Below are 25,544 nucleotides of genomic sequence, written 5' to 3'. Positions count from 1 at the left end.
ACTGGAGAACACCTGATGAGCACCAACAAAGAACTTATGCAACGTCGCAGCAACGCCGTTCCCCGTGGCGTAGGACAGATCCACCCTATTTTTGCCGAGCGGGCAGAAAACTGTCGGGTTTGGGACGTTGAAGGCCGTGAATTCCTCGACTTTGCTGGCGGTATTGCGGTGCTGAACACCGGTCACCTGCATCCGCAGATCGTCTCTGCGGTAGAAGCGCAGTTGAAAAAGCTGTCTCATACCTGTTTCCAGGTGCTGGCCTATGAGCCGTACCTGGAGCTGTGTGAAATCATGAATAAGAAAGTGCCGGGTGATTTCGCCAAGAAAACCCTGCTGGTGACCACCGGCTCTGAAGCGGTAGAAAACGCGGTGAAAATCGCCCGCGCCGCCACCAAGCGTACGGGGACTATCGCCTTTAGCGGCGCTTACCACGGCCGTACCCACTACACCCTGTCACTGACCGGGAAAGTCAATCCGTACTCCGCCGGAATGGGGCTGATGCCAGGCCATGTGTATCGCGCGCTTTATCCTTGCCCGCTGCACGGCATCAGTGAAGATGATGCTATCGCCAGCATTCACCGCATTTTCAAAAACGATGCCGCGCCAGAAGACGTCGCCGCCATCGTGATTGAACCCGTTCAGGGCGAAGGCGGCTTTTACGCGGCCTCTCCTTCCTTTATGCAACAGCTGCGCGCCATTTGTGACGAACACGGGATCATGCTGATTGCGGATGAAGTACAGAGCGGTGCGGGCCGCACCGGTACGCTGTTTGCCATGGAGCAGATGGGCGTTGCGCCCGATCTCACCACCTTCGCCAAATCCATCGCCGGAGGCTTCCCGCTGGCAGGCGTGACCGGACGCGCCGAAGTCATGGATGCAATCCCACCGGGTGGTCTGGGCGGTACCTATGCCGGTAACCCAATTGCCTGTGCCGCCGCGCTGGCGGTACTGAACATTTTCGAACAGGAAAATCTGCTGCAAAAAGCCAACGAGCTGGGACAAACCCTGCGCGAAGGCCTGCTGGCTATCGCGGAAACCCATCGTGAGATTGGCGACGTACGCGGGCTGGGCGCGATGATTGCTATCGAACTGTTCGAAGATGGCGATCGCACGAAACCAGACGCCAAACTGACTGCGGAAGTAGTGGCGCGTGCACGTGAGAAAGGACTGATCCTGCTCTCCTGCGGACCTTACTACAACGTGCTGCGCATTCTTGTCCCGCTGACCATTGAAGATGCGCAAATCCGCCAGGGGCTGGACATTATCGCCCAGTGTTTTGCCGAGGCAAAGCAGGGTTAAACCCCCGAATAAAAACGTGAAATTGTAGGCCGGATAAAGCGCAAGCGCTGCCATCCGGCAATGTTGTGATGCCCGGTGGCGCTACGCTTACCGGGCCTACGGGTAAGGTGCAGGAAGCGACGTCAATAACAATAACGAGGTTTAAAGATGGGGCAAGTGTCACAATCACATGATTTAGGGGGCGGGCTGAAATCACGCCACGTCACCATGCTGTCTATTGCCGGGGTAATCGGCGCAAGTTTGTTCGTCGGTTCAAGTGTGGCGATTGCAGAAGCCGGTCCCGCAGTATTATTAGCCTATCTGTTCGCCGGATTGCTGGTGGTGATGATTATGCGCATGCTGGCCGAAATGGCCGTTGCCACCCCGGATACCGGTTCTTTTTCCACTTACGCCGATAAGGCCATTGGCCCGTGGGCGGGTTACACCATCGGCTGGTTGTACTGGTGGTTCTGGGTGTTAGTTATCCCTCTGGAAGCGAATATTGCCGCCATCATTCTGCACTCCTGGGTACCGGGCATTCCTATCTGGCTGTTTTCTCTGGTTATCACGCTGGCGTTAACCGGCAGTAACTTGCTGAGCGTTAAAAATTACGGTGAATTCGAGTTCTGGCTGGCGCTGTGCAAAGTGGTTGCCATTCTGGCGTTTATTACCCTCGGTGCGGCGGCGATTAGCGGTTTCTACCCTTATGCCGAAGTTAGCGGAGTTTCACGCCTGTGGGATCAGGGCGGTTTTATGCCCAACGGTTTTGGCGCCGTGATCAGCGCGATGTTAATCACCATGTTCTCCTTTATGGGCGCGGAGATAGTTACCATCGCCGCCGCCGAATCCGATACCCCGGATAAACATATCGTTCGCGCCACCAACTCGGTTATCTGGCGTATCTCTATCTTCTATCTGTGCTCTATTTTTGTGGTGGTGGCGCTGATCCCGTGGAATATGCCGGGCCTGAAAGAAGTCGGTTCTTACCGCTCGGTGCTGGAGCTACTGCATATCCCGCACGCGAAATTGATCATGGACTGCGTCATTTTACTGTCGGTGACCAGCTGTCTTAACTCCGCGCTGTATACGTCATCGCGTATGCTCTACTCCCTGAGCCGCCGTGGCGATGCCCCCGCCTTTATGGGTAAAACGAACCGCAGTAAAACGCCTTATGTGGCGGTGCTACTGTCGACAGGTGCCGCGTTCCTCACCGTCATCGTCAATTATTACGCCCCGGCCAAGGTGTTTAAATTCCTGATCGACAGCTCCGGTGCCATCGCGCTGCTGGTGTATCTGGTCATTGCCGTTTCTCAACTGCGGATGCGCAAAATCCTGCTGGCGCGAGGCGGTGAAATTAAACTGAAAATGTGGCTCTATCCGTGGCTAACCTGGCTGGTCATCGCGTTTATTATCTTTGTGCTGGTGGTCATGCTGTTTCGCCCGGCACAACAACTGGAAGTTATCTCTACCGGGTTGTTAGCCATAGGAATTATTTGCACCGTGCCCATTATGTCGCGCTGGAAAAAACTGCTATCGTGGCAAAAAGCACCATTGCAAAATACGCATTAAACCTGTTCCCGGCGCAGGCCGGGAAATCCTTTCAGGAGTATGACCATGACCGCCATTCCCCAACCGACGGCCATTGATGGATACCGCTGGCTGAAGAACGACATCATCCGCGGTGTGTATCAGCCTGATGAAAAACTGCGTATGAGCCTGCTGACCTCACGCTATGAGCTTGGCGTGGGACCGCTACGCGAAGCGCTTTCGCAGTTAGTTGCCGAGCGGTTGGTGACGGTGGTTAATCAGAAAGGGTATCGTGTCGCCCCGATGTCAGAACAGGAGTTGCTCGATATTTTCGATGCCCGCGCCAATATGGAAGCCATGCTGGTCGCACTGGCCATTGAACGCGGCGACGACGCCTGGGAAGCTGAAATTCTGGCGCGCGCGCATATGCTCAGTAAGCTTGAGGCCATTGACGCCAGCGAACAGATGCTCGACGAGTGGGATCAGCGCCACCAGGCGTTTCACTCGGCGATTGTCGCCGGCTGTGGTTCACAATATCTGTTGCAAATGCGCGAACGGCTATTCTCTCTGGCGGCACGCTACCGGTTTATCTGGCTGCGTAAAACGGTACTGTCGGTTGAAATGCTGGAAGACAAACACGATCAGCACAAGACGCTGACCGAAGCGATTCTGGCACGTGATGCCGCGCACGCCAGCGAATTAATGCGCCAGCACTTGCTGACGCCGATTCCGATAATTCAACAGGCTATGTCCGGTAAATTGCTGACGCAATAAGCCTGAATAATATTACTGTTCCGGAATACGTAAAACCTGCCCAGGATAGATTTTATCCGGGCTTTTCAACATTGGTTTATTCGCTTCAAATATCTGGTTATACAGGTTGGCATTACCGTAAACCTGTTTGGCAATAGCGCTCAGGGTATCCCCAGATTTCACGGTATAAAACTGGCTTTCGCTCGCGGGTGCAGAGGTTTTAACCTGATCGTCTACGCTGGCGATACCGGAGATATTACCAATCGCGATCAGAATTTTTTCTTTCGCTTCCTGACTTAATCCCTCACCAGAAACAGTGGCTTTGCCTTCGTTAATTTGCACGTCCACTTTATCCGCATCAGGGATGCCGGTTTTGTTCAGGTGTTCCTGCACTTTTTTTGCCAGATCGGCTGTGTCATGGTTTCCAGTGACCGCATCCCACAGTTTTTCACCCGCATCTTTTACAAAATTGAAGAGTCCCATATGCACCTCGGTAATTAACAATCAACACCCAAAAGTGTAGCAGAGGAGAAAGGGGCACAAAGAAAACGGCGCCAAAGCGCCGTAGTAGAAAGGAATTAGTTACGCGTCTGTATCCAGAAGGCATGGATCAAACCAGGAATGTAGCCCAGCAGCGTCAGAACGATATTGAGGATAAATGCCCAGCCGAATCCCTTCCCCAGCAGCACGCCAAGCGGGGGCAGAATAATAGTAAAAACGATTCTCCAGAAACCCATACACACTCCCTACAAGCAAAAATTAATCATTGTTTAAAAAGAGATTTTATCTCTAAGAGTAGCCATTCTACCCAACTCTGCCAGCATTCCGCGGCTGTTTTACCCTCCTTTACGCTCTTTACGCTAGCGTACGTTGGTTACTTATTTTAGAATACGCTTAATTTAGATCATGCTTAAATACATATGACTGAACTTGAACAACTCCAGGCCAGCGCTGAACAGGCTGCCGCCCTGCTAAAAGCGATGAGTAACCCGAAACGGTTGCTGATTTTGTGCATGCTCTGTGGTTCACCCGGTACCAGCGCGGGTGAGTTAGCCCGTGTTACCGGCCTTAGCCCTTCCGCCACATCCCAGCATCTGGCGCGTATGCGTGAAGAAGGTCTGATAGAAAGCCAGCGCGATGCTCAGCGCATCCTCTACTCCATTAAAAATGCGGCTGTGAATTCGTTGATCGCCACATTAAAAACACTGTATTGCCCATAAGGAGCCATCATGACTATTGGGACGATTTCCCCGCGCGAGGCGCAGACACTGGTCGCGCAGGGTGCAAAACTGATTGATATCCGCGATGCTGACGAGTATCTGCACGAACATATTCCTGAGGCACATCTGGCGCCATTACCCGCGCTTGAGCAGGGATCGCTGCCAGCGAATTTACGCGCCGAGCAGGTGATTTTTCACTGCCAGTCAGGCAAACGTACACAAAATGCGGCAACAAAACTGAGCGCCATCGCCGCCCCCGCGCAGGTCTGGTTGCTGGAAGGTGGAATTGACGGCTGGAAAGCCGCAGGGTTGCCGGTGGCGAAAGACAGTTCACAACCGTTACCGCTGATGCGTCAGGTGCAGATAGCCGCAGGCAGCCTTGCCCTACTCGGCGTTATTCTGGGCTATAGCGTTAGCAGCGCCTTCTTCCTGCTGAGCGGTTTTGTAGGCGCCGGGCTGATTCTCGCTGGCATGACCGGCTTTTGCGGTATGGCGCGATTACTGGACATCATGCCCTGGAACCGACGTACTCATTAAGCGGTAATCATTGAAACAGCACTGTACCCGCCGGTTGACGTGATCTATGGTGAGATCTGCGATAAATGATAAATAAAGGAGCGCAACAATATGTTTAAACCTGGCGATCTGGTTCAACCGCGTATGGGCGGTCCAAAACTGAAGGTTGTTGAAGTCAATGACGATCAAATTGTGGCGGTACAAGCCAGTAATGAAAGCGGTGATAAATTCACGCTGAAAGCAGCTGATGTCACGCGATATACCGAAGAAGGTGATTTCGGCGTTTGCTGAAAATAAGCGGTGAGGGTCTCCTCACCGCCTTCGTAATTAGATCAAAAAGTCATCAAGAGATTTACCGGCAGCCAGCGCCTGGGCAATTGGCTTCGGTGTGCGACCTTGTCCGGTCCATGTTTTCGTTTCACCATTGAGATCGATAAAACGATATTTCGCCGGGCGCGGTTGGCGTTTTTTAACTGAACGTGCCGTCGCAGGTGTTATGCTCAGCAGCTCCTCCGGGCTGATCCCGTCTGCCTGCATCTGCGCCAGCAAGGCATTAATTTTTGCCTGCTGTTCTGCACGTTGGCGCTGTAGCTGTTCTTCTTCATCGCGCCGTTCTTTGGTCACTACCCTGAATTTTTCAAGCATATCTTCCAGTACATCAACGGAAAATTCACGAGCCATTGCACGCAGCGAGCGGATATTATTTAAGTTTTTTAACATTGAACTCATATTAACAAAACCTCTTTAACGTAAAACATAAAAACGGTATTACGCTAAATATTGTATGCAACTGATTATTATATTTCCAGTCTAATTTATTCGTTTATCATTAAACAAATAGCCAACTCTGATATTTATAGCATCCATTCTGCTATCGCCCAGACAATATATTCTATTACTCTGATTGCAGCTTTGAATATACCTGCAAGGTATCTCAGCGCGTCACTTAAGAAACAAGCCACAGCATCTCGTGGAACCAACGAGTATACATATTGCACATCAGTCAACATTCAGAAAAGGAGCGCAAAAAATTCAGAAAAACAAGCAACAATAACTCTTTGATCTAAAAAGACTTTAATTAATACAGCAACGAAAATACCAAAACGAACAAAAAACAAACCATTGCAGAGCATTTTATCGACAAAAAGACAATAAATAAAAATTTTCAGCTAGTTGATAGTTATTAACCAGGCAGATATCCTATTAAAACGCGAAAGCAGCAAGACAAATCACTAGCAGTTAAGGTATTCAAAACCTTTTTTCCCCTTTTTACAAGGAGCATTAACATGTTCTCTCCGCAGTCACGCTTGCGTCATGCAGTAGCAGACACGTTCGCGATGGTTGTTTATTGTTCTGTCGTGAACATGTTGATCGAAATATTCCTTTCTGGAATGAGCTTCGAACAGTCGCTGTATTCCAGATTAGTCGCTATCCCTGTCAACATACTGATCGCGTGGCCATACGGCATGTATCGTGATTTGTTCATGCGCGCGGCCCGTAAAGCCACGCAGGCAGGATGGGCAAAAAATCTGGCGGATGTGCTGGCTTATGTCACCTTCCAGTCGCCGGTGTATGTGATTATTCTGCTGACGGTTGGCGCAGACTGGCATCAGATTACAGCTGCAGTAAGTTCGAACATCGTGGTGTCAATGCTGATGGGCGCTGTCTATGGCTACTTTCTTGATTATTGCCGCCGCTTGTTTAAGGTCAGCAGCTATCATCAGGCTAAAGCCTGACACGCTTCTTCGCGACTGGCACTGCCAGTCGCGTTATTAGTTAGAATTAACGTCGCCAAACAGCCCGCTCAGATAACGTTCAAGCGCAATACGCGAGCTAAAGCCGTGCGGAATACCATAATGCTCATGAGTCTCTCCGGCTAAATACAGCGGGAATTGCTGGTAATGATCGCAAGTTTTAATATCCGTTGCCGGTTCCGCCAGCGAAGAGCTACGTTCTTTCAACGTGGGATGGATAATTAATGCGGTACGCCCCATGCGAGCTTCACGATTAACATACACATAATTTTCGCCACGCCGATAGCCGTACGTTTTCTGCGTCACTACATCAACGGTAAAGCCCACTTTTTCAAGTACGCGCGCCACCTCATCAGGTCGTAAATACATATTATTTTCCTCGTTATCTTTTACTGCGGGCTTACCTTACCTGATTCAGCATTAACAACGCTTTCAGAAAAGTCCATAAACGAGTGAACATGATGAGATGAATATCTTAAGAACCGTACAGATTTATGTCAGCGCCAACCTCAGTTGGTAGGCCGCCTGTTGCGCCATTTCCGCCGAGCTGATATTGGTAAATGACAGCAATATTCCACCCTTTCCTTCTGACGTTATTCGCCAGCGGCTTAGCGCCTGAACCGCTAACCCGGCCTGATTCGCTTTGCGCACCAGCGCAATATCATCTCCGTCTACACTCATCACCAGTTGAATCCCACCTTCCTGAGGAATGACGCTAAACCCTTGTTCAGTCAGGGCGTTTTCCATCCATTGTCGTCGTTCGGCATAATGCTGGCGCATACGTTTTAAGTGCCGCCAGAAGTGGCCATCTTGCATAAAATCTGCCAGCGTTTGCTGCCATAAAACCGGAACGCTACAGGCCGTTAGCGCCGCTTGTTGGCGAAAGTGTTCAACCTGGGTCAGAGGCACCACCAGCCATGCCGTACGCAAAGCCGGAAACATCGATTTGCTGAACGTTCCGGCATAAATCACCCGCTGGGGCGCATCCAGACTTTTTAGCGGCGGCAACGGTTTGCCGTGGTAGCGAAATTCACTGTCGTAGTCATCTTCGATTACCCACGCCTGCGCGCGAGTCGCCCACTCCAGCAACTGGTGGCGACGGTCTAAAGACAGGGCGACCCCGAGCGGACTTTGATGTGCGGGAGTGAGCAGTACAAAACGCGCCTGCGGGTAGTCGCGGATCCCGGCACTGACATCCAGACCATCGGCATCCACCGCTACCGGCATCAACTCAATGCGTTCCTGAGCCACCACGGGCCGGATCAGCGGAAAACCGGGATCTTCGACCCACATTCCCTCACCGGGATGCGCCAGAGCGCGCAGGATTAACGTCATTGATGCCGCATAGCCTGAAGTGATAAAAATTTGCTCTGGCTGACATTCTATGCTGCGTGAAACGCGCAGGTAATCAACAATTGCCTGGCGTAACACCCGTTCGCCACACACATCGCCCACCGCCAGATCAAAACGCGTTTGGGTACGTAAACGCCGTCCCATCACCCGCGCCCAGACTTCACGCGGAAAAAGATCGAGTGCGGGTAATCCCATCTGAAAAGGTTGCGGTCTGGGATTTTCTCCGGCGAAGATGGCAGGCGATGCAGGCGCCCTTTCTGGTCGCAGTTGCTCACTGACAAACGTTCCTGCCTGCCCACGCCGCGCGAGCCAGCCCTGCGCCACCAGCTCTGCATAGGCATTTTCCACCGTCGAGCGTGATACTCCCAGCTCCTGGGCCCAGGTCCGGCTGGAGGGCAATCTGGTGCCAGGCTTGAGTTCGCCTTTCTCAATTGCGTTTTTTAACTGACGGGCGATTTGCTGATAACGTGGCATTTATGGTCTGCTTTTTTGGCAACAATATGGCTCTCTGTTGCAGTCCATTATAGTGCTACATTGCGGGTCATCCAAACGAGGAGAAATACCATGACAATGTTACGCCAGCCCTATTACGAACTCAGCCCTGAAATCTATAACGCCCTGGTTCAGGCAAGCCAGGCGCTGGAAAACTGCGCGCTGGAACCTACGTTGACGGAACTGATTTACCTGCGGGTCTCGCAAATCAACGGCTGCGCCTTTTGTCTGGAAATGCACAGTAAAGCACTGCGCAAATCCGGTGTTGCGCAGGCCAAACTGGACGCACTGGCAGGCTGGCGGGTGAGTCACCACTTCAGCGAGCAGGAACGTGCGGCGCTGGCGTGGGCCGAATCGGTCACCCAGATTGCCACTACTCACGCCGAAGATGACGTTTATCTGCCGCTGCTAGACCATTTCAGCGCGAAAGAAATTAGCGACCTGACATTTGCCATTAGCCTGATGAACTGCTTTAACCGTCTGGCGGTGGGGATGCGCATGTGATTCTGCGCTGCCGGATGGCGACATAAATGCCTTATCCGGCCCGGGAAGTACTTTCCTGTAGGCCGGATTAGACGCGACGCGTCGCCATCCGGCAACCTGCGATGGTACATATCACTTCCCCCGCCACGCTCATCACCCAGCTCATCATCAATCTAAAATTCCCATATCTTGTATGGTTGAATCTTTTTAAAACTACATCTAGTATCTCTCCTATCAGGACACACACAACCCGACGCCCTCTATCGCGCCGATCTTTTATTTTTAAATGGAAATACGAATCATGCGCATTATTATTTACACTCGCAATAACTGTGTTCAGTGCCACGCCACCAAACGGGCAATGGAAAGCCGTGGGTTTGACTTTGAGATGGTAAACGTCGATTTACAACCCGATTTGGCTGATAGCCTGCGCGATCAAGGGTTTCGCCAGCTACCGGTCGTGGTCGCGGGTGAAACCAGTTGGTCAGGGTTTCGCCCGGACATGATCAACCGTCTGCATCCGGAACACCGTGTGGCCAGCGCATGAGTCAGCTCGTCTACTTCTCCAGCAGCTCCGAAAATACGCACCGCTTTATGCAGCGTCTGGGGCTGCCAGCCATCCGCATTCCGCTTAACGAACGCGAGCGGATCCGGGTAGACGAACCTTACATATTAATCGTGCCGTCCTACGGTGGCGGCGGCACTGCTGGCGCGGTCCCAAGACAGGTGATCCGCTTTTTAAACGATACGCACAACCGGGCGTTAATCCGTGGAGTGATCGCCTCCGGCAATCGTAATTTCGGTGACGCCTACGGTCGCGCGGGTGATGTCATCTCACAAAAATGCGGCGTGCCGTGGCTCTATCGCTTTGAGCTGATGGGCACCCAAAGCGATATCGACAACGTTCGAAAAGGAGTGAGCGAATTTTGGCAACGACAACCGCAGAACGTGTAATGCAGCCAACGCTGGATTATCACGCCCTGAACGCCATGCTGAATCTGTACGATAAAGCCGGGCGCATTCAGTTCGACAAAGACCATCAGGCGGTGGAGGCTTTCTTTGCCTCCCACGTCCGCCCAAACTCGATGGCGTTTGCCAGCCAGCAGGAGCGTCTGGAAACGTTGGTGGATGAAGGCTATTACGATGCCAGCGTGTTAGCCCGCTACGATCGCGCGTTCGTGCTGAAGCTATTCAACCACGCCCACGCCAGCGGATTCCGTTTCCAGACGTTCCTCGGCGCATGGAAGTTCTACACCAGCTATACGCTGAAAACGTTCGACGGTAAGCGCTATCTCGAAGACTTTGAGGATCGGGTCACGATGGTGGCGCTCACGCTGGCGCAGGGCGATGAAACGCTCGCGATGCAGCTGACCGATGAAATGCTTTCCGGGCGCTTTCAGCCCGCCACACCAACCTTTTTAAACTGCGGCAAACAGCAACGCGGTGAGCTGGTCTCCTGCTTCCTGTTGCGTATTGAAGACAACATGGAGTCTATTGGTCGGGCGGTCAACTCCGCACTTCAGCTCTCCAAACGCGGCGGCGGCGTGGCATTTTTACTCTCCAACCTGCGCGAGGCAGGAGCGCCCATAAAGCGCATTGAGAACCAGTCATCTGGGGTGATCCCAGTAATGAAAATGCTGGAAGATGCGTTTTCTTATGCGAATCAACTCGGGGCACGTCAGGGTGCGGGGGCGGTGTATCTGCACGCACACCATCCGGATATTTTACGTTTTCTTGATACCAAGCGCGAAAACGCCGACGAGAAAATCCGCATCAAAACGCTCTCGCTTGGCGTGGTGATCCCGGATGTTACCTTTCAACTGGCGAAAGAAAATGCCCGAATGGCGCTGTTCTCACCGTATGACGTGGAACGGATTTACGGCAAACCGTTCGGTGATATCGCCGTGAGTGAGCGGTATGACGAACTGGTTGCCGACGAACGTGTGCGCAAAAAATTCATTAACGCCCGCGATTTCTTCCAGCGGCTGGCCGAGATCCAGTTTGAGTCTGGCTATCCTTACATCATGTTTGAAGATACGGTGAATCGCGCCAATCCGATTGCCGGTCGGATCAATATGAGCAACCTGTGCTCGGAGATTTTGCAGGTTAACAGTGCCTCTACCTACGATGAAAATCTCAATTACGCACAGACCGGGCACGATATTTCCTGCAATCTCGGCTCGTTAAACATTGCCCATACCATGGATTCACCCGACTTTGGTCGTACCGTGGAAACGGCGGTTCGTGGCTTAACCGCCGTTTCGGACATGAGCCATATCCGCAGCGTGCCCTCGATTGAGACCGGAAACAGCGCGTCGCACGCAATTGGTCTTGGGCAGATGAATCTGCACGGGTATCTGGCGCGGGAGGGGATCGCCTACGGTTCGCCGGAAGGGCTGGATTTCACCAATCTCTATTTCTACACCATCACCTGGCATGCGCTGAATACGTCAATGAAGATCGCCCGCGAGCGCGGTCAAACCTTTGCCGGATTCAAACAGTCGCGCTACGCCAGCGGCGAATATTTTAACCAGTATCTGCAGGGCGACTGGCAGCCAAAAACCGACAAGGTTCGCACGCTGTTTGCCGCCAGCGGCATTACGCTGCCGACGCGCGAGATGTGGTCACAGCTGCGTGAAGATGTGATGCGCTACGGCATTTATAACCAGAATTTACAGGCGGTTCCCCCCACCGGTTCTATCTCCTACATCAATCATGCCACGTCAAGCATTCACCCGATCGTGTCGAAAGTGGAGATTCGCAAAGAGGGCAAAACCGGGCGCGTTTACTACCCTGCCCCGTTTATGACCAATGAGAATCTGGCCTTGTATCAGGATGCCTATGAGATCGGTCCACAAAAAATCATTGATACCTACGCAGAAGCAACACGCCATGTCGATCAGGGGCTTTCACTGACGCTCTTTTTCCCCGATACCGCCACCACGCGCGATATCAACAAAGCGCAGATTTACGCCTGGCGTAAGGGCATCAAATCCCTGTACTACATCCGACTACGCCAGTTGGCGCTGGAAGGCACCGAAATAGAAGGCTGCGTGTCATGCGCGCTGTAAGGAGGAGAAAATGACATTATCCCGCGTGAGCGCCATCAACTGGAACAAGATTGAGGATGATAAAGATCTTGAGGTATGGAACCGTCTGACCAGTAACTTCTGGCTCCCAGAAAAGGTCCCGCTCTCCAATGACATTCCGGCCTGGCAAACGTTGAACGCCGCCGAACAGCAGCTAACAATCCGCGTTTTTACCGGGCTGACGCTGCTCGACACCATTCAGAATGTTGCCGGAGCACCAGCGTTAATGGCTGATTCGTTAACACCGCATGAAGAGGCGGTGCTGTCGAATATCAGCTTTATGGAGGCGGTGCACGCCCGTTCATACAGCTCTATTTTCTCCACCCTTTGCCAGACCAAAGATGTGGATGCAGCTTACGCCTGGAGTGAAGAAAATACCCCACTCCAGCGCAAGGCGCAGATCGTTTTGGCACATTACGCCAGCGACGAACCGTTGAAGAAGAAAATTGCCAGCGTGTTTCTGGAATCCTTCCTGTTCTATTCCGGCTTCTGGTTACCGATGTATTTTTCCAGCCGCGGAAAATTGACCAATACAGCCGATCTTATTCGCCTGATTATTCGTGATGAGGCCGTTCATGGGTATTACATTGGTTATAAATATCAAAAAGGTCTGGAGCATATTTCCGAGTCCGCACGCGAGGAGTTAAAGAACTTTGCCTTCGATCTGCTGATGGAATTGTATGATAACGAAGCGCGCTATACGGAAGAATTGTATGCAGAAACAGGCTGGGTGGATGACGTCAAAGCCTTCCTTTGCTACAACGCCAATAAGGCATTGATGAATTTGGGGTATGAGGCGCTATTTCCACCTGAAATGGCGGAGGTTAACCCGGCAATCCTTGCCGCGCTGTCGCCCAACGCTGACGAAAACCACGATTTCTTCTCGGGTTCTGGCTCATCCTATGTGATGGGAAAAGCGGTCGAAACCGAAGACGACGACTGGAATTTCTAGCAATCAATTCTGCGGGAAATACCGTACATTTTTCGCGGAAATATTTTAACAGGATCACACTTTTGTCGTGCAAATATAATTGTGTGATCTACACTCAATATCAGCCGCATTATTCGCCTGCATTCCAGCAATTCAGGCGATTTTTCATTGGCATTTACAAAAAATATTAACCCGCTCACATTCGCGCTCAGCCCTTATATCACGGGAAGTCCCGCCATCTGGCCTTTGGCAATATTCATGCCACAACCAAATTCAGGGTTGTCTCAGATTCTCAGTATGTTAGGGTAGAAAAAGGTCACTATTTCCATCAGGTAATATATCGATATAAACAAATAACAGGAATCATTCTATTGCATGGCAATTAAATTAGAAGTTAAAAATCTCTATAAGATATTTGGAGAGCATCCCCAGAGAGCCTTCAAATATATTGAAAAAGGACTTTCAAAAGAGCAGATTCTGGATAAAACGGGGCTATCGCTTGGCGTTAAGAACGCCAGTCTGGCCATTGAAGAAGGCGAGATATTTGTCATCATGGGATTATCCGGCTCGGGTAAATCCACAATGGTACGCCTTCTCAATCGCCTGATTGAACCCACCCGCGGACAGGTATTGATTGACGGCGTAGACATCGCCCGGATATCCGATGCTGAGCTTCGCGAGGTGCGCAGAAAAAAGATTGCGATGGTGTTCCAGTCCTTTGCCCTGATGCCGCACATGACGGTTCTCGACAATACGGCATTCGGCATGGAATTAGCCGGCGTAGGTGCGGATGAACGTCGTGAAAAAGCGTTAGATGCGCTGCGTCAGGTTGGTCTGGAGAATTATGCTCACGGCTACCCGGATGAACTTTCCGGAGGGATGCGCCAGCGTGTAGGCCTCGCCCGCGCATTAGCCATTAACCCTGACATCTTATTAATGGATGAGGCCTTCTCAGCCCTCGACCCATTAATTCGTACTGAGATGCAGGATGAGCTGGTAAAACTACAGGCGAAGCATCAACGTACCGTGGTATTTATATCGCATGACCTCGACGAAGCTATGCGTATTGGCGACAGAATTGCCATTATGCAAAACGGTGAAGTGGTCCAGGTCGGCACGCCGGATGAAATCCTGAATAATCCGGCCAATGATTATGTACGCACCTTCTTCCGCGGCGTTGATATTAGCCAGGTCTTCAGTGCGAAAGATATTTCACGCCGTAGCCCCGAGGGTTTAATTCGTAAAACGCCCGGGGTGGGTCCACGTTCAGCGCTACAATTATTGCAGGACAAAGATCGCGAATATGGTTACGTGATTGAACGTGGCAATAAATTCGTTGGCGTTGTCTCTATCGACTCATTAAAAACAGCGTTAAGTCAGGCGCAAGGTATTGAAGCGGCATTGATCGATGAGCCGTTAGCCGTAGATGCACAAACCCCTCTCAGCGAGTTGCTTTCTCATGTCGGTCAGGCCCCGTGCGCGGTGCCGGTTGTAGATGAGGAACAGCAGTATGTGGGCGTCATTTCAAAACGCATGCTGTTACAGGCTTTAGATCGTGAGGGGGTAAACAATGGCTGATCAAACTAATCCGTGGGACACCACACCAGCGGCCGACAGTGCCGCACAAACCGCCGATGCCTGGAGTACGCCATCAGGCGCGCCCACTGACGGCGGTGGCGCGGACTGGCTGACCAGTGCACCCGCGCCGGCACCAGAGCATTTCAATATTATGGATCCGTTCCATAAGACGCTGATCCCGCTGGACAGTTGGGTCACAGAGGGGATCGACTGGGTCGTTACCCATTTCCGTCCGGTCTTCCAGGGCATTCGTGTCCCGGTGGATTACATTCTCAACGGCTTTCAACAGCTGCTGTTAGGTATGCCAGCCCCGGTAGCGATTATCCTGTTCGCGCTGATTGCCTGGCAGATTTCCGGCGTGGGGATGGGCGTTGCTACGCTGATTTCCTTAATTGCCATCGGTGCCATCGGCGCGTGGTCGCAGGCCATGATAACCCTGGCGCTGGTGTTGACCGCGTTGCTGTTCTGCGTGGTTATCGGTCTGCCGATGGGAATCTGGTTGGTGCGCAGTCCACGGGCAGCAAAAATTGTTCGCCCGCTGCTGGACGCCATGCAAACCACACCCGCGTTTGTCTATCTGGTGCCGATTGTCATGCTTTTCGGTATTGGTAACGTCCCGGGCGTAGTGGTGACGATTATCTTCGCCCTGCCGCCAATCGTGCGTCTGACTATTCTGGGGATTAACCAGGTGCCAGCCGATCTGATTGAAGCCTCGCGCTCGTTTGGCGCCAGCCCGCGTCAGATGCTGTTTAAAGTGCAGCTCCCGCTGGCAATGCCCACCATTATGGCTGGGGTTAACCAGACGCTGATGCTGGCGCTCTCAATGGTCGTCATCGCGTCGATGATTGCCGTCGGCGGACTGGGCCAGATGGTTCTGCGCGGAATCGGTCGTCTGGATATGGGGCTTGCCACCGTCGGCGGGGTTGGGATTGTGATCCTCGCCATCATCCTGGATCGCCTGACGCAGGCCGTCGGTCGCGACTCGCGTAGTCGTGGCAACCGTCGCTGGTACACCACCGGTCCCATTGGGCTTATCACTCGCCCATTCACGAAGTAATTCACCCGTTGCCCGGTGGCGCATGCTTACCGGGCCTATACGTCCCTCCAATAATTAAGGAACAACGATGCGACAGAAAATAATTATTGCCACAGCGTTTGCCACCCTTGTCTCCACCAGCACTTTCGCTGCCGACCTGCCGGGCAAAGGCATCACCGTACAGCCAATCCAGAGCACTATCTCTGAAGAATCCTTCCAGACGCAGTTAGTCGCCCGTGCGCTGGAGAAACTGGGTTACACCGTTAACAAAACCAGCGAAGTTGACTACAACGTCGGCTATACCTCCATTGCCTCTGGCGATGCAACTTTTACCGCCGTGAACTGGCAGCCGCTGCATGATGATATGTACGCCGCTGCGGGCGGAGACAAAAAGTTTTATCGCGAGGGGGTATTCGTTACGGGTGCCGCACAGGGTTATCTGATCGACAAGAAAACCGCTGAGCAGTATAAAATCACCAATATCGCCCAGTTAAAAGATCCGAAGATCGCCAAAATCTTTGACACCAACGGTGACGGAAAAGCCGATATGATGGGCTGTTCACCGGGCTGGGGCTGTGAAGCAGTAATCAACCACCAGAACAAAGCTTTCGATCTGGAAAAAACCGTCGAGGTCAGCCACGGTAACTATGCGGCGATGATGGCCGACACCATTACCCGCTTCAAAGAAGGTAAACCCATTCTTTACTACACCTGGACACCGTACTGGGTCAGCGACGTAATGAAGCCGGGTAAAGATGTGGTCTGGCTGCAGGTACCGTTCTCTTCCCTGCCAGGCGAGCAGAAAGATATTGATACCAAACTGCCAAACGGTGCCAACTACGGCTTCCCGGTGAACACTATGCATATTGTCGCCAATAAAGCCTGGGCGGAGAAAAACCCGGCTGCGGCGAAACTGTTTGCCATCATGAAGCTGCCGCTGGCGGATATCAACGCACAGAACGCAATGATGCACGACGGGAAAGCGTCTGAAGCCGACGTGCAGGGTCACGTTGACGGCTGGATCAAAGCCCACCAGCAGCAGTTTGACGGCTGGGTGAACGAAGCGCTGGCCGCGCAGAAATAATCCACTCACAGGCCTGATGAGTGTAGCGCCATCAGGCCTGTAACCGCATAAATGCCGGATGGTGGCGCGATGCACCTAATCCGGCCTATCCTCCCTCCCCCAATCGCACAATCCATCACTCAACAAATCAGCAACATTTAATCACTTCCGTTATGATTGTTTTCTGCAACCCATTACTCAGTTGAAAACAATGACGAAAACTACTCAGGGACTTAGCCCTTCGCTGATCCTGTTAATGTCTATTGCCACCGGCCTCGCCGTCGCCAGTAACTATTATGCGCAGCCGCTGCTCGACACCATCGCGCGCAACTTTTCGCTATCTGCCAGTACCGCAGGGTTTATCGTCACCGCGGCCCAACTCGGCTATGCCGCTGGTCTGCTGTTTTTAGTCCCGCTTGGCGATATGTTCGAACGTCGGATGCTGATCGTCTCCATGACGTTGCTCGCGGCTGGTGGCATGCTGATTACCGCCAGCAGTCAGTCACTGGGTATGCTGATCCTCGGCACCGCTCTGACCGGACTGTTCTCGGTAGTCGCACAGATTTTAGTTCCGCTGGCGGCGACACTTGCCACGCCAGACAAGCGCGGTAAAGTTGTCGGCACGATTATGAGCGGCCTGCTGTTGGGCATTCTGCTGGCACGCACCGTAGCGGGATTACTGGCCAATTTGGGCGGCTGGCGCACCGTGTTTTGGGTGGCATCGGTATTAATGGCGCTGATGGCGATTGCGCTGTGGCGCGGCCTGCCGAAGATGAAATCCGATACTCATCTTAACTATCCGCAGCTGTTAGGCTCCGTATTCAGCCTGTTTATTCACGATAAATTGCTGCGTACCCGCGCGATGCTGGGCTGTCTGACCTTTGCCAATTTCAGTATCCTATGGACATCAATGGCGTTTTTGCTCGCCGCACCGCCGTTTAACTATTCAGAAGGCATGATTGGTCTGTTTGGTCTGGCGGGTGCCGCAGGGGCGTTAGGCGCACGTCCGGCGGGCGGTTTTGCCGATAAAGGTAAATCCCACCTGACCACAACTATGGGGCTGCTATTACTGCTGCTCTCCTGGCTTGCTATTTGGTTTGGGCACGCTTCAGTACCCATGCTGATTATCGGTATTCTGGTGTTGGACCTCACCGTTCAGGGAGTACACATCACCAACCAGACGGTTATCTATCGCATTCATCCGGATGCGCGTAATCGCCTGACCGCCGGATACATGACCAGCTATTTTATTGGCGGAGCGGCAGGTTCGCTAATTTCAGCCTCCGCCTGGCAGCATGCCGGGTGGGCTGGCGTTTGTCTGGCGGGTACGACTGTTGCCGTACTCAACCTGGTGGTCTGGTGGCGAGGTTTTCACCGTCAGGAAGCCGTAAATTAAGCGTATAGTGCATGTTTACCGCTGATTGGGCTCCACAGGGTGTTAAGGAGCCCATCAGTCTGCTAAGGTTATAACTCATTGAGCCAAGTTATATTAATTTCGGTAATGAAACCTATAACCCTATGGAAAGCCCTGTACCCCAGTCTGAATCCAGTTCGGCAACGTTAACAGAAGGATTCAAAGACAGCCTGCCAATAGTCATCAGCTATATTCCGGTCGCTTTTGCATTTGGTCTCAATGCCACTCGCCTTGGCTTTACGCCGGTTGAAAGCGTCTTTTTCTCCTGCATTATCTATGCGGGAGCCAGCCAGTTTGTCATTACCACCATGCTCGCTGCGGGCAGTTCGCTGTGGGTCGCCGCCCTTACCGTCATGGCCATGGATGTCCGCCATGTTTTGTACGGCCCTTCCCTGCGCAGCCGAATAGCCCAGCGACTGAGTAAACCCAAAAGTGCACTGTGGGCTTTTGGCCTTACCGATGAAGTCTTTGCCGCCGCAACGGCAAAACTGGTCCGGGATAATCGGCGCTGGAGTGAAAACTGGATGATCGGCATCGCACTGTGCTCCTGGGCCTCCTGGGTGTTTGGTACGGTGATCGGCGCGTTTTCCGGCAGTGGTTTACTCAAGGATTACCCGGCGGTTGAAGCGGCACTGGGATTCATGCTCCCGGCGCTGTTTATGAGCTTCCTGCTCGCGTCATTCCAACGTAAACAAGCGCTCTGCGTGACTGCCTCCCTGGCCGGGGCGCTGGCTGGCGTCATGCTGTTTTCCATACCTGCCGCTATCCTTGCAGGTATTGTCTGCGGATGCCTGACGGCGCTCATCCAGTCATTTTGGCAGGGAGGTCCTGATGAGCTATGAGGTTCTGCTACTTGGCCTGTTGGTCGGCTGCGTTAATTACTGTTTTCGCTATTTGCCACTCCGTCTTGGGGTCGGCAATGTTCGCCCGACGAAGCGCGGCGCGACGGGCATATTACTCGACACTATTGGCATTGCATCTATTTGCGCCCTGCTGGTGGTGTCTACCGCGCCAGAAGTTATGCACGACGCTCGTCGGTTCGTGCCTACGCTGGTGGGGTTTGTCATACTGGGCGCAAGCTTCTATAAGACCCGCAGCATCATCATTCCAACGTTACTGAGTGCTCTGGGCTATGGATTAGCCTGGAAAATGCTTGTTGGCTTATAGATAAAAACAATCATTTTAAAGAAATAATACATTTACTTTATTTGTCACTGTCGTTACTATATCGGCTGAAATTAATGAGGTTATACCCAAATGGATAGTTCGTTTACGCCCATTGAACAAATGCTAAAATTTCGCGCCAGCCGCTACGAAGAGTTCCCTTATCAGGAAGTGCTTCTGACTCGCCTATGCATGCACATGCAGGGCAAGCTGCTGGAAAACCGCAATAAGATGCTGAAAGCTCAAGGGATTAACGAGACGTTGTTTATGGCGTTGATTACGCTGGAGTCTCAGGAAAACCACAGTATTCAGCCTTCTGAACTGAGTTGCGCGCTTGGCTCGTCACGCACTAACGCTACCCGCATTGCGGATGAGTTAGAAAAACGTGGCTGGATCGAACGTCGTGAAAGCGATAACGATCGCCGCTGTCTGCATCTGCAATTGACCGAGAAAGGCCATGCTTTTTTGCAAGAGGTGTTACCGCCTCAGCATAACTGCCTGCATCAGCTCTGGTCGTCTCTTAGCACCACCGAAAAAGATCAGCTTGAGCAAATTACCCGTAAACTTCTGACCCGTCTTGATCAGATGGAGCAGGATGGCGCGGTGTTAGAAGCGCTGCGCTAACGCGCCGACTCGCTCAGAAATCCAGATTTATAAATGAAAAAACCGACAGGCCAGCACGCATACTGCTGGCCTGTCTGATAAACAGGTCGGCTCAGCCGATGTGAAAAAAATAAGATCGTGGAGAACAACATGAGCGCAAATGCGGAGACTCAAACCCCGCAGCAACCGGTCAAGAAGAATGGCAAACGTAAAAGTATGCTGCTCCTTCTGACCTTGCTCTTTATTATCATTGCCGTGGCATATGGGATTTATTGGTTTTTAGTACTTCGTCATGTCGAAGAGACAGACGATGCGTACGTGGCAGGGAACCAGGTTCAAATCATGGCTCAGGTATCAGGCAGCGTGACGAAAGTCTGGGCTGATAACACTGACTTTGTAAAACAAGGCGATGTGCTGGTCACCCTCGACCAGACAGACGCAAAGCAGGCATTTGAAAAAGCCAAAACTGCGCTGGCTTCCAGCGTGCGTCAGACGCACCAGTTGATGATCAACAGCAAGCAGTTACAGGCAAGCATTGAAGTGCAGAAAACCGCACTGGCGCAGGCACAAAGCGACTTTAATCGCCGAGTTCCGCTGGGCAACGCCAACCTGATTGGCCGCGAAGAGCTGCAACATGCTCGTGATGCCGTCGCCAGCGCTCAGGCCCAGCTTGATGTCGCGATCCAACAATATAATGCTAACCAGGCGATGATTCTGGGTAGCAAGCTGGAAGATCAACCCGCTGTGCAACAGGCTGCCACCGAAGTGCGCAATGCCTGGCTGGCGCTGGAACGTACCAGAATTGTCAGCCCAATGACCGGTTATGTATCCCGTCGCGCCGTACAGCCTGGTGCGCAAATTAGCCCAACCACGCCGCTGATGGCGGTTGTTCCGGCCACTAACCTGTGGGTAGATGCCAACTTCAAAGAAACACAGCTCGCGCACATGCGTATCGGCCAACCGGCGACCGTTATCAGCGATATTTACGGCGATGACGTAAAATATACCGGTAAAGTTGTCGGTCTCGATATGGGTACGGGCAGCGCTTTCTCCCTGCTGCCAGCGCAGAACGCAACCGGCAACTGGATCAAAGTCGTCCAGCGTCTGCCGGTACGTATCGAACTGGATGCGCAGCAACTGGCACAGCATCCATTACGTATTGGTTTGTCTACGCTGGTTACGGTAGATACCTCAAATCGTGACGGACAAATTCTGGCAAGCCAGGTTCGTACCACGCCGGTATCAGAAAGTAATGCACGTGAAATCAACCTTGCTCCGGTCAATAAGATGATCGAAGAGATCGTGCGGGCCAACGCGGGCTAATTCAAAGGTGCGTGTGATGCAACAGCAAAAACCGCTGGAAGGCGCGCAGCTCGTCATTATGACGATCGCGCTGTCCCTGGCGACATTCATGCAGGTGCTGGACTCCACCATTGCTAACGTGGCGATCCCCACTATCGCCGGGAACCTCGGCTCTTCACTGAGCCAGGGAACCTGGGTGATCACCTCATTCGGGGTGGCGAACGCTATCTCTATTCCGATCACCGGCTGGCTGGCAAAACGCTTTGGCGAAGTAAGACTCTTTATGTGGTCAACTATCGCCTTCGTCATTGCGTCATGGGCATGCGGGATGTCCACCAGCCTGAACATGCTGATTTTCTTCCGCGTAATCCAGGGTATTGTTGCCGGTCCATTAATTCCGCTGTCACAGAGCCTGTTGCTGAATAACTATCCACCTGCCAAGCGTTCCATCGCCCTCGCGTTATGGTCGATGACGGTGATTGTTGCCCCGATATGTGGTCCTATTCTTGGGGGCTATATCAGCGACAACTATCACTGGGGCTGGATATTTTTCATCAACGTGCCAATCGGGGCTGTGGTGGTTTTGATGACCCTGCAAACCCTGCGCGGTCGGGAAACCAAAACCGAGCAACGGCGCATTGACGCCATTGGTCTGGCACTGCTGGTCATCGGTATCGGCAGTTTGCAGATTATGCTCGACCGCGGCAAAGAGCTGGACTGGTTCGCCTCGCAGGAGATTATCATCCTGACGGTGGTCGCCGTGGTTGCTATCAGCTTCCTGATCGTCTGGGAGCTTACCGACGAGCACCCCATTGTCGATCTTTCGCTGTTTAAGTCGCGCAACTTTACCATCGGCTGTCTGTGTATCAGTCTGGCCTATATGCTCTACTTCGGCGCAATCGTCCTGCTGCCGCAGCTGTTGCAGGAGGTATACGGATATACGGCAACCTGGGCTGGTCTGGCATCAGCGCCGGTTGGGGTGATTCCGGTGATTCTGTCGCCGATTATCGGCCGCTTCGCGCACAAGCTGGATATGCGTCGGCTGGTGACGTTCAGTTTTATTATGTACGCCGTCTGTTTCTACTGGCGTGCGTGGACGTTCGAGCCGGGTATGGACTTTGGCGCATCGGCCTGGCCGCAGTTTATTCAGGGGTTCGCGGTAGCCTGCTTCTTTATGCCGCTAACCACCATTACGCTGTCCGGTTTACCGCCTGAGCGTCTGGCGGCGGCATCCAGCTTGTCGAACTTTACGCGAACGCTGGCAGGTTCCATCGGCACATCGATTACGACGACGATGTGGACGAACCGCGAGTCGCTGCACCATGCTCAGCTAACGGAATCTGTTAACCCCTATAACCCAAATGCACAGGCTATGTACGATAAGCTGCAGGATTTAGGGATGACGCACCAGCAGGCGTCAGGTTGGATAGCTCAGCAGATCACCAATCAGGGGCTGATTATTTCCGCTAACGAAATCTTCTGGATGTCGGCGGGGATATTCCTGGTCCTGCTTGGCCTGGTGTGGTTCGCCAAACCGCCCTTCGGTGCGGGCGGCGGTGGTGGTGGCGCACACTAACTATCTGATAAAAGGGATCTGCGGATCCCTTTTTTATTAGACCTACAATCAGAAGTAATATTTGAATCTCAGACGCCCGCCGTAACGCGCATCTTCGCTGTTATCACCATTATTCGGATTGGCCTCTACCCATGAAGCATAGGCGCCGAGGTAGATGTTAAAGTTTTTCATATCCATCACATTGGGGAATAAATATGAGGCATGAATAGTGTGAATGTCATAATTGCCGGGATCGGTGATCCAGCAATCATCCTCACAAACGGCATCGATATTGGTAGCATTGAAGGCTTCGATTTTGTTATGCGCATAGATATAACCCAGTTCAAATCGATGCCACAACGCATTCACCCCAGCGGTAAAATCTGTCTCATCGGTCGCATCCATATAGGCGGTATTCAGGTTAATCACTGCGCCATCTTCCGGGTCCGTTTTTTGACCATTCCAGGTCATGGTAAAACCATAGCCCGTACGATCTGACTGATCGATCCACGTCCCATTTTGGTAATAGCCGTAGGCGTTGTTAACGACGTTACTTTCCATCGCTATCGCCGTTGAAAAACGCCCGTTTTGCCAGGCGATAACCGGACGGACGTAAGCCACGTTTTTATCGTTGGTTAAATCCATTCCGTGGTACTGCTTCTCGGTATATAACGTACTGCCATTTTCCAGCAATGTGTTAACTTCGAAATACCAGTTGTCGATGGTTTTGCTCAGCAGGAAGTTACCCCCGCTGTCGCTACGTCCCCGTCCTTCTTTCATCATATAGATATAGCCGTAACCGTCACTGTAGAGATCGTTCGCTGTATTCCCCGAATATTCAACAAACGTATCCTGATTCAGCGGGAACATATCGTAGGCTTCAAAACGACCAACCTTAATTTTCCAGTCATTCTCACGACCAAAGAAGAAAACGGCATCATCGAGGTTCATTTTTCCGGTCAAGTCCGCCAGAGGCTGTACCGAGAACCCTGCAAAATTACCGTTGCCCCTCCGCTGGTAGCCGTCAAAGCCCAGCAACAGGCGTCCGTTAATATCCCAGCGTTCATTGGTTCCTGGTGCCCAATCTTTATTCGCTGACGTTCTCGTCGATGTCAGGCTACCGGAACGGCTTGCCGCATCCATATTAAATTCGACATCGCCATAGAACTTAATATCGCTGAAGCCAGATAATGTCAGCTTAGGCGGAGTTTCACCTGCTGCAATCGGCTCGGCAGACTGGACATTCACCGTCGGCGCAGCAGCGACCTGCTGCTGCTTCAGCGAGCGAATTTGCGCCTCAGCATCGGATGCCCGTTTTTCGGCATTAACAACACGTTGCTCCAGTTCAGCCAGACGCTGCTCAATAGTGATATTATTTGCTGCCCAAAGGTTATGAGAAAAGCAAGCACCGATCATCAGCGCCAAATATTTAGCCTTCATTTTCATCCCTAAAGTTTAATGTATACCAGATAAGATTTGATAAAAACCCTATCTACCGGCTACTAAAAGAGTCTTGTTATTACCCGGATATCTGGCGCATTCCATTATGTTTTTCTATTAATTATTTATGTTTTTTAGTTTATGTGATCAATACACTCTGGCATCGTTAATTACCCGCCTCTTTCTGTTTACCAGATCACACTTTATTATTCGACAGGTCAGGCATCACTTAAATTAAAATGTATTCTCGCCGCAAATATAATAAGCACACATTATATTAAGCAATAAAAAACCCCGAACATAAACCGGGGTTAATATAAATACTAGAACAGCTAATCAATAAGACTAAATATGCAGTTCCTGCAGTTTCTCTTTCGGTAGCGCCAGCTCTTCATTGCTGTTCACGCGTACATCACGCTCCAAAATATGACGCGCGATATCCTGTGCTTCGCTAAGAGAGTGCATCTGATACGTACCGCACTGGTAAACGTTCAGCTCCGGGATCTGGTTCTGATCCTGTACTTTCAGCACGTCCGCCATTGCCGCTTTCCACGCGTCGGCTACACGCTGTTCGTCCGGCGTACCAATCAGGCTCATGTAGAAGCCGGTACGGCATCCCATCGGAGAGATATCGATAATCTCAACGCCGTTACCGTTAAGGTGGTTACGCATAAAACCTGCAAACAGGTGTTCCAGCGTATGGATACCTTTCTCAGGCATCACTTCTTTGTTCGGAATGCAGAAACGCAGATCAAACACGGTGATTGCGTCGCCATGCGGGGTGTTCATCGTTTTTGCAACCCGGACCGCGGGAGCTTCCATCCGGGTGTGATCGACAGTAAAACTATCTAACAACGGCATTTAGCCACCTCCGATAAATTTTTTAAAAATAATCTGAACTCTTTGTTCCGGGGCGAGTCTGAGAATATGAAAGACGCGCATTTGTTATCATCATCCCTGTTTTCAGAGATGAAATTTTGGCCACTCCCGAGT

28 protein-coding genes are annotated in these 25,544 nt (G+C 51.9%); 21 read left to right on the top strand and 7 right to left on the bottom strand.

The window, feature by feature from the left end; all coding sequences use genetic code 11:
• Window positions 1-15: 15 nt before the first annotated feature.
• The 3 genes from gabT (at window position 16) to csiR (ending at window position 3,579) form a co-directional block, all read left to right on the top strand.
• On the top strand, window positions 16-1,299 hold the full coding sequence (gene gabT, locus OGY72_RS13050) for a 4-aminobutyrate--2-oxoglutarate transaminase (protein WP_149385111.1): 1,284 nt from the start codon (window positions 16-18) through the stop codon (window positions 1,297-1,299).
• A 147-nt stretch (window positions 1,300-1,446) separates the two neighbouring features.
• Window positions 1,447-2,847, top strand: a complete 1,401-nt coding sequence (gene gabP / locus OGY72_RS13045; RefSeq protein WP_032944690.1) for a GABA permease — start codon at window positions 1,447-1,449, stop codon at window positions 2,845-2,847.
• 45 nt (window positions 2,848-2,892) lie between these two features.
• Window positions 2,893-3,579 carry a DNA-binding transcriptional regulator CsiR gene (gene csiR / locus OGY72_RS13040; protein ID WP_148361574.1) on the top strand — a complete coding sequence of 229 codons (687 nt, stop codon included), beginning with the start codon at window positions 2,893-2,895 and terminating at the stop codon, window positions 3,577-3,579.
• 12 nt (window positions 3,580-3,591) lie between these two features.
• Here csiR and lysM read toward each other — a convergent pair whose 3' ends face one another.
• Window positions 3,592-4,041, bottom strand: a complete 450-nt coding sequence (lysM, locus tag OGY72_RS13035) for a peptidoglycan-binding protein LysM (RefSeq protein ID WP_063940987.1) — start codon at window positions 4,039-4,041, stop codon at window positions 3,592-3,594.
• Between the two features lie 95 nt (window positions 4,042-4,136).
• A complete protein-coding gene (locus OGY72_RS13030; protein ID WP_003037242.1) occupies window positions 4,137-4,295 on the bottom strand; it encodes a YqaE/Pmp3 family membrane protein in 159 nt (52 codons plus the stop codon).
• 183 nt (window positions 4,296-4,478) lie between these two features.
• Between OGY72_RS13030 and OGY72_RS13025 the strand changes: the two genes are divergently transcribed.
• The 3 genes from OGY72_RS13025 (at window position 4,479) to OGY72_RS13015 (ending at window position 5,585) form a co-directional block, all read left to right on the top strand.
• Window positions 4,479-4,778, top strand: a complete 300-nt coding sequence (locus tag OGY72_RS13025; protein ID WP_003037247.1) for an ArsR/SmtB family transcription factor — start codon at window positions 4,479-4,481, stop codon at window positions 4,776-4,778.
• Window positions 4,779-4,787: 9 nt separating this feature from the next.
• Window positions 4,788-5,315 carry a rhodanese family protein gene (locus OGY72_RS13020; RefSeq protein ID WP_286547838.1) on the top strand — a complete coding sequence of 176 codons (528 nt, stop codon included), beginning with the start codon at window positions 4,788-4,790 and terminating at the stop codon, window positions 5,313-5,315.
• A gap of 90 nt (window positions 5,316-5,405) precedes the next feature.
• Window positions 5,406-5,585 carry a GDFGVC terminal motif YodC-like protein gene (locus OGY72_RS13015; protein ID WP_003825999.1) on the top strand — a complete coding sequence of 60 codons (180 nt, stop codon included), beginning with the start codon at window positions 5,406-5,408 and terminating at the stop codon, window positions 5,583-5,585.
• Between the two features lie 36 nt (window positions 5,586-5,621).
• Here OGY72_RS13015 and stpA read toward each other — a convergent pair whose 3' ends face one another.
• The gene (stpA, locus tag OGY72_RS13010) at window positions 5,622-6,023 is read right to left on the bottom strand and encodes a DNA-binding protein StpA (protein WP_008785604.1); all 402 of its coding nucleotides are present in this window, start codon (window positions 6,021-6,023) and stop codon (window positions 5,622-5,624) included.
• A 557-nt stretch (window positions 6,024-6,580) separates the two neighbouring features.
• Between stpA and alaE the strand changes: the two genes are divergently transcribed.
• A complete protein-coding gene (alaE, locus tag OGY72_RS13005) occupies window positions 6,581-7,030 on the top strand; it encodes an L-alanine exporter AlaE (protein ID WP_003037259.1) in 450 nt (149 codons plus the stop codon).
• Window positions 7,031-7,066: 36 nt separating this feature from the next.
• Here the strand turns inward: alaE and OGY72_RS13000 are convergent, their stop codons facing one another.
• Complete coding sequence (locus OGY72_RS13000) at window positions 7,067-7,417, bottom strand: DUF2002 family protein (protein ID WP_003037262.1); 351 nt, start codon at window positions 7,415-7,417, stop codon at window positions 7,067-7,069.
• Between the two features lie 123 nt (window positions 7,418-7,540).
• Window positions 7,541-8,875, bottom strand: coding sequence for a MocR-like pyridoxine biosynthesis transcription factor PdxR (gene pdxR / locus OGY72_RS12995; protein ID WP_286547837.1), 1,335 nt, complete (start codon window positions 8,873-8,875; stop codon window positions 7,541-7,543).
• 90 nt (window positions 8,876-8,965) lie between these two features.
• Here pdxR and OGY72_RS12990 point away from each other — a divergent pair, with 90 nt between their 5' ends.
• The 14 genes from OGY72_RS12990 (at window position 8,966) to emrB (ending at window position 23,132) form a co-directional block, all read left to right on the top strand.
• A complete protein-coding gene (locus tag OGY72_RS12990) occupies window positions 8,966-9,397 on the top strand; it encodes a carboxymuconolactone decarboxylase family protein (RefSeq protein ID WP_003825991.1) in 432 nt (143 codons plus the stop codon).
• Between the two features lie 280 nt (window positions 9,398-9,677).
• A complete protein-coding gene (nrdH, locus tag OGY72_RS12985) occupies window positions 9,678-9,923 on the top strand; it encodes a glutaredoxin-like protein NrdH (protein ID WP_048236625.1) in 246 nt (81 codons plus the stop codon).
• Window positions 9,920-10,330 carry a class Ib ribonucleoside-diphosphate reductase assembly flavoprotein NrdI gene (gene nrdI, locus OGY72_RS12980; protein WP_003825987.1) on the top strand — a complete coding sequence of 137 codons (411 nt, stop codon included), beginning with the start codon at window positions 9,920-9,922 and terminating at the stop codon, window positions 10,328-10,330. The genes nrdH and nrdI overlap by 4 nt, the downstream gene beginning before the upstream one ends.
• Entirely contained in the window at window positions 10,303-12,447 is a 2,145-nt protein-coding gene (gene nrdE / locus OGY72_RS12975; RefSeq protein WP_193134568.1) for a class 1b ribonucleoside-diphosphate reductase subunit alpha, read from the top strand. Before nrdI ends, nrdE begins: the two co-directional genes overlap by 28 nt.
• A gap of 10 nt (window positions 12,448-12,457) precedes the next feature.
• Complete coding sequence (nrdF, locus tag OGY72_RS12970; RefSeq protein ID WP_063940983.1) at window positions 12,458-13,417, top strand: class 1b ribonucleoside-diphosphate reductase subunit beta; 960 nt, start codon at window positions 12,458-12,460, stop codon at window positions 13,415-13,417.
• Between the two features lie 354 nt (window positions 13,418-13,771).
• Entirely contained in the window at window positions 13,772-14,974 is a 1,203-nt protein-coding gene (proV, locus tag OGY72_RS12965) for a glycine betaine/L-proline ABC transporter ATP-binding protein ProV (RefSeq protein WP_003037282.1), read from the top strand.
• A complete protein-coding gene (gene proW / locus OGY72_RS12960) occupies window positions 14,967-16,031 on the top strand; it encodes a glycine betaine/L-proline ABC transporter permease ProW (protein ID WP_286547836.1) in 1,065 nt (354 codons plus the stop codon). The genes proV and proW overlap by 8 nt, the downstream gene beginning before the upstream one ends.
• A 67-nt stretch (window positions 16,032-16,098) precedes the next feature.
• Window positions 16,099-17,094, top strand: coding sequence for a glycine betaine/L-proline ABC transporter substrate-binding protein ProX (proX, locus tag OGY72_RS12955; RefSeq protein ID WP_043017315.1), 996 nt, complete (start codon window positions 16,099-16,101; stop codon window positions 17,092-17,094).
• A 190-nt stretch (window positions 17,095-17,284) separates the two neighbouring features.
• A complete protein-coding gene (locus tag OGY72_RS12950) occupies window positions 17,285-18,469 on the top strand; it encodes an MFS transporter (protein WP_286547835.1) in 1,185 nt (394 codons plus the stop codon).
• Between the two features lie 122 nt (window positions 18,470-18,591).
• The gene (locus tag OGY72_RS12945; RefSeq protein ID WP_200921251.1) at window positions 18,592-19,329 is read left to right on the top strand and encodes an AzlC family ABC transporter permease; all 738 of its coding nucleotides are present in this window, start codon (window positions 18,592-18,594) and stop codon (window positions 19,327-19,329) included.
• Window positions 19,319-19,654, top strand: a complete 336-nt coding sequence (ygaH, locus tag OGY72_RS12940) for an L-valine transporter subunit YgaH (protein ID WP_003825969.1) — start codon at window positions 19,319-19,321, stop codon at window positions 19,652-19,654. Before OGY72_RS12945 ends, ygaH begins: the two co-directional genes overlap by 11 nt.
• Before the next feature lie 90 nt (window positions 19,655-19,744).
• A complete protein-coding gene (emrR, locus tag OGY72_RS12935; protein ID WP_003037300.1) occupies window positions 19,745-20,275 on the top strand; it encodes a multidrug efflux transporter EmrAB transcriptional repressor EmrR in 531 nt (176 codons plus the stop codon).
• A 129-nt stretch (window positions 20,276-20,404) separates the two neighbouring features.
• Window positions 20,405-21,577: a multidrug efflux MFS transporter periplasmic adaptor subunit EmrA gene (emrA, locus tag OGY72_RS12930; RefSeq protein WP_003825968.1), complete on the top strand. Its 1,173-nt coding sequence runs from the start codon at window positions 20,405-20,407 to the stop codon at window positions 21,575-21,577.
• 16 nt (window positions 21,578-21,593) lie between these two features.
• Window positions 21,594-23,132, top strand: a complete 1,539-nt coding sequence (gene emrB / locus OGY72_RS12925; RefSeq protein ID WP_003825966.1) for a multidrug efflux MFS transporter permease subunit EmrB — start codon at window positions 21,594-21,596, stop codon at window positions 23,130-23,132.
• Between the two features lie 48 nt (window positions 23,133-23,180).
• Here the strand turns inward: emrB and OGY72_RS12920 are convergent, their stop codons facing one another.
• Entirely contained in the window at window positions 23,181-24,551 is a 1,371-nt protein-coding gene (locus tag OGY72_RS12920; RefSeq protein WP_286547834.1) for a carbohydrate porin, read from the bottom strand.
• Window positions 24,552-24,896: 345 nt separating this feature from the next.
• Window positions 24,897-25,412 (bottom strand): S-ribosylhomocysteine lyase, encoded by a 516-nt coding sequence (luxS, locus tag OGY72_RS12915; protein WP_003037312.1) that lies wholly within the window; start codon window positions 25,410-25,412, stop codon window positions 24,897-24,899.
• Window positions 25,413-25,544: the final 132 nt, after the last annotated feature.

The sequence above is a fragment of the Citrobacter sp. Cpo221 genome (genome assembly GCF_030332345.1).
Classification (GTDB): Bacteria; Pseudomonadota; Gammaproteobacteria; order Enterobacterales; family Enterobacteriaceae; genus Citrobacter; species Citrobacter portucalensis.
This window is presented reverse-complemented; position numbering and strand designations above follow the sequence as displayed.

What these genes read in the sequence shown, in the direction of transcription:
- gabT (WP_149385111.1), top strand. Translation starts at nt 16, where the DNA reads ATGAGCACCAACAAAGAACTTATGCAACGTCGCAGCAACGCCGTTCCC.
- gabP (WP_032944690.1), top strand. Translation starts at nt 1,447, where the DNA reads ATGGGGCAAGTGTCACAATCACATGATTTAGGGGGCGGGCTGAAATCA.
- csiR (WP_148361574.1), top strand. Translation starts at nt 2,893, where the DNA reads ATGACCGCCATTCCCCAACCGACGGCCATTGATGGATACCGCTGGCTG.
- lysM (WP_063940987.1), bottom strand. Translation starts at nt 4,041, where the DNA reads ATGGGACTCTTCAATTTTGTAAAAGATGCGGGTGAAAAACTGTGGGAT.
- OGY72_RS13030 (WP_003037242.1), bottom strand. Translation starts at nt 4,295, where the DNA reads ATGGGTTTCTGGAGAATCGTTTTTACTATTATTCTGCCCCCGCTTGGC.
- OGY72_RS13025 (WP_003037247.1), top strand. Translation starts at nt 4,479, where the DNA reads ATGACTGAACTTGAACAACTCCAGGCCAGCGCTGAACAGGCTGCCGCC.
- OGY72_RS13020 (WP_286547838.1), top strand. Translation starts at nt 4,788, where the DNA reads ATGACTATTGGGACGATTTCCCCGCGCGAGGCGCAGACACTGGTCGCG.
- OGY72_RS13015 (WP_003825999.1), top strand. Translation starts at nt 5,406, where the DNA reads ATGTTTAAACCTGGCGATCTGGTTCAACCGCGTATGGGCGGTCCAAAA.
- stpA (WP_008785604.1), bottom strand. Translation starts at nt 6,023, where the DNA reads ATGAGTTCAATGTTAAAAAACTTAAATAATATCCGCTCGCTGCGTGCA.
- alaE (WP_003037259.1), top strand. Translation starts at nt 6,581, where the DNA reads ATGTTCTCTCCGCAGTCACGCTTGCGTCATGCAGTAGCAGACACGTTC.
- OGY72_RS13000 (WP_003037262.1), bottom strand. Translation starts at nt 7,417, where the DNA reads ATGTATTTACGACCTGATGAGGTGGCGCGCGTACTTGAAAAAGTGGGC.
- pdxR (WP_286547837.1), bottom strand. Translation starts at nt 8,875, where the DNA reads ATGCCACGTTATCAGCAAATCGCCCGTCAGTTAAAAAACGCAATTGAG.
- OGY72_RS12990 (WP_003825991.1), top strand. Translation starts at nt 8,966, where the DNA reads ATGACAATGTTACGCCAGCCCTATTACGAACTCAGCCCTGAAATCTAT.
- nrdH (WP_048236625.1), top strand. Translation starts at nt 9,678, where the DNA reads ATGCGCATTATTATTTACACTCGCAATAACTGTGTTCAGTGCCACGCC.
- nrdI (WP_003825987.1), top strand. Translation starts at nt 9,920, where the DNA reads ATGAGTCAGCTCGTCTACTTCTCCAGCAGCTCCGAAAATACGCACCGC.
- nrdF (WP_063940983.1), top strand. Translation starts at nt 12,458, where the DNA reads ATGACATTATCCCGCGTGAGCGCCATCAACTGGAACAAGATTGAGGAT.
- proV (WP_003037282.1), top strand. Translation starts at nt 13,772, where the DNA reads ATGGCAATTAAATTAGAAGTTAAAAATCTCTATAAGATATTTGGAGAG.
- proW (WP_286547836.1), top strand. Translation starts at nt 14,967, where the DNA reads ATGGCTGATCAAACTAATCCGTGGGACACCACACCAGCGGCCGACAGT.
- proX (WP_043017315.1), top strand. Translation starts at nt 16,099, where the DNA reads ATGCGACAGAAAATAATTATTGCCACAGCGTTTGCCACCCTTGTCTCC.
- OGY72_RS12950 (WP_286547835.1), top strand. Translation starts at nt 17,285, where the DNA reads ATGACGAAAACTACTCAGGGACTTAGCCCTTCGCTGATCCTGTTAATG.
- OGY72_RS12945 (WP_200921251.1), top strand. Translation starts at nt 18,592, where the DNA reads ATGGAAAGCCCTGTACCCCAGTCTGAATCCAGTTCGGCAACGTTAACA.
- ygaH (WP_003825969.1), top strand. Translation starts at nt 19,319, where the DNA reads ATGAGCTATGAGGTTCTGCTACTTGGCCTGTTGGTCGGCTGCGTTAAT.
- emrR (WP_003037300.1), top strand. Translation starts at nt 19,745, where the DNA reads ATGGATAGTTCGTTTACGCCCATTGAACAAATGCTAAAATTTCGCGCC.
- emrA (WP_003825968.1), top strand. Translation starts at nt 20,405, where the DNA reads ATGAGCGCAAATGCGGAGACTCAAACCCCGCAGCAACCGGTCAAGAAG.
- emrB (WP_003825966.1), top strand. Translation starts at nt 21,594, where the DNA reads ATGCAACAGCAAAAACCGCTGGAAGGCGCGCAGCTCGTCATTATGACG.
- OGY72_RS12920 (WP_286547834.1), bottom strand. Translation starts at nt 24,551, where the DNA reads ATGAAGGCTAAATATTTGGCGCTGATGATCGGTGCTTGCTTTTCTCAT.
- luxS (WP_003037312.1), bottom strand. Translation starts at nt 25,412, where the DNA reads ATGCCGTTGTTAGATAGTTTTACTGTCGATCACACCCGGATGGAAGCT.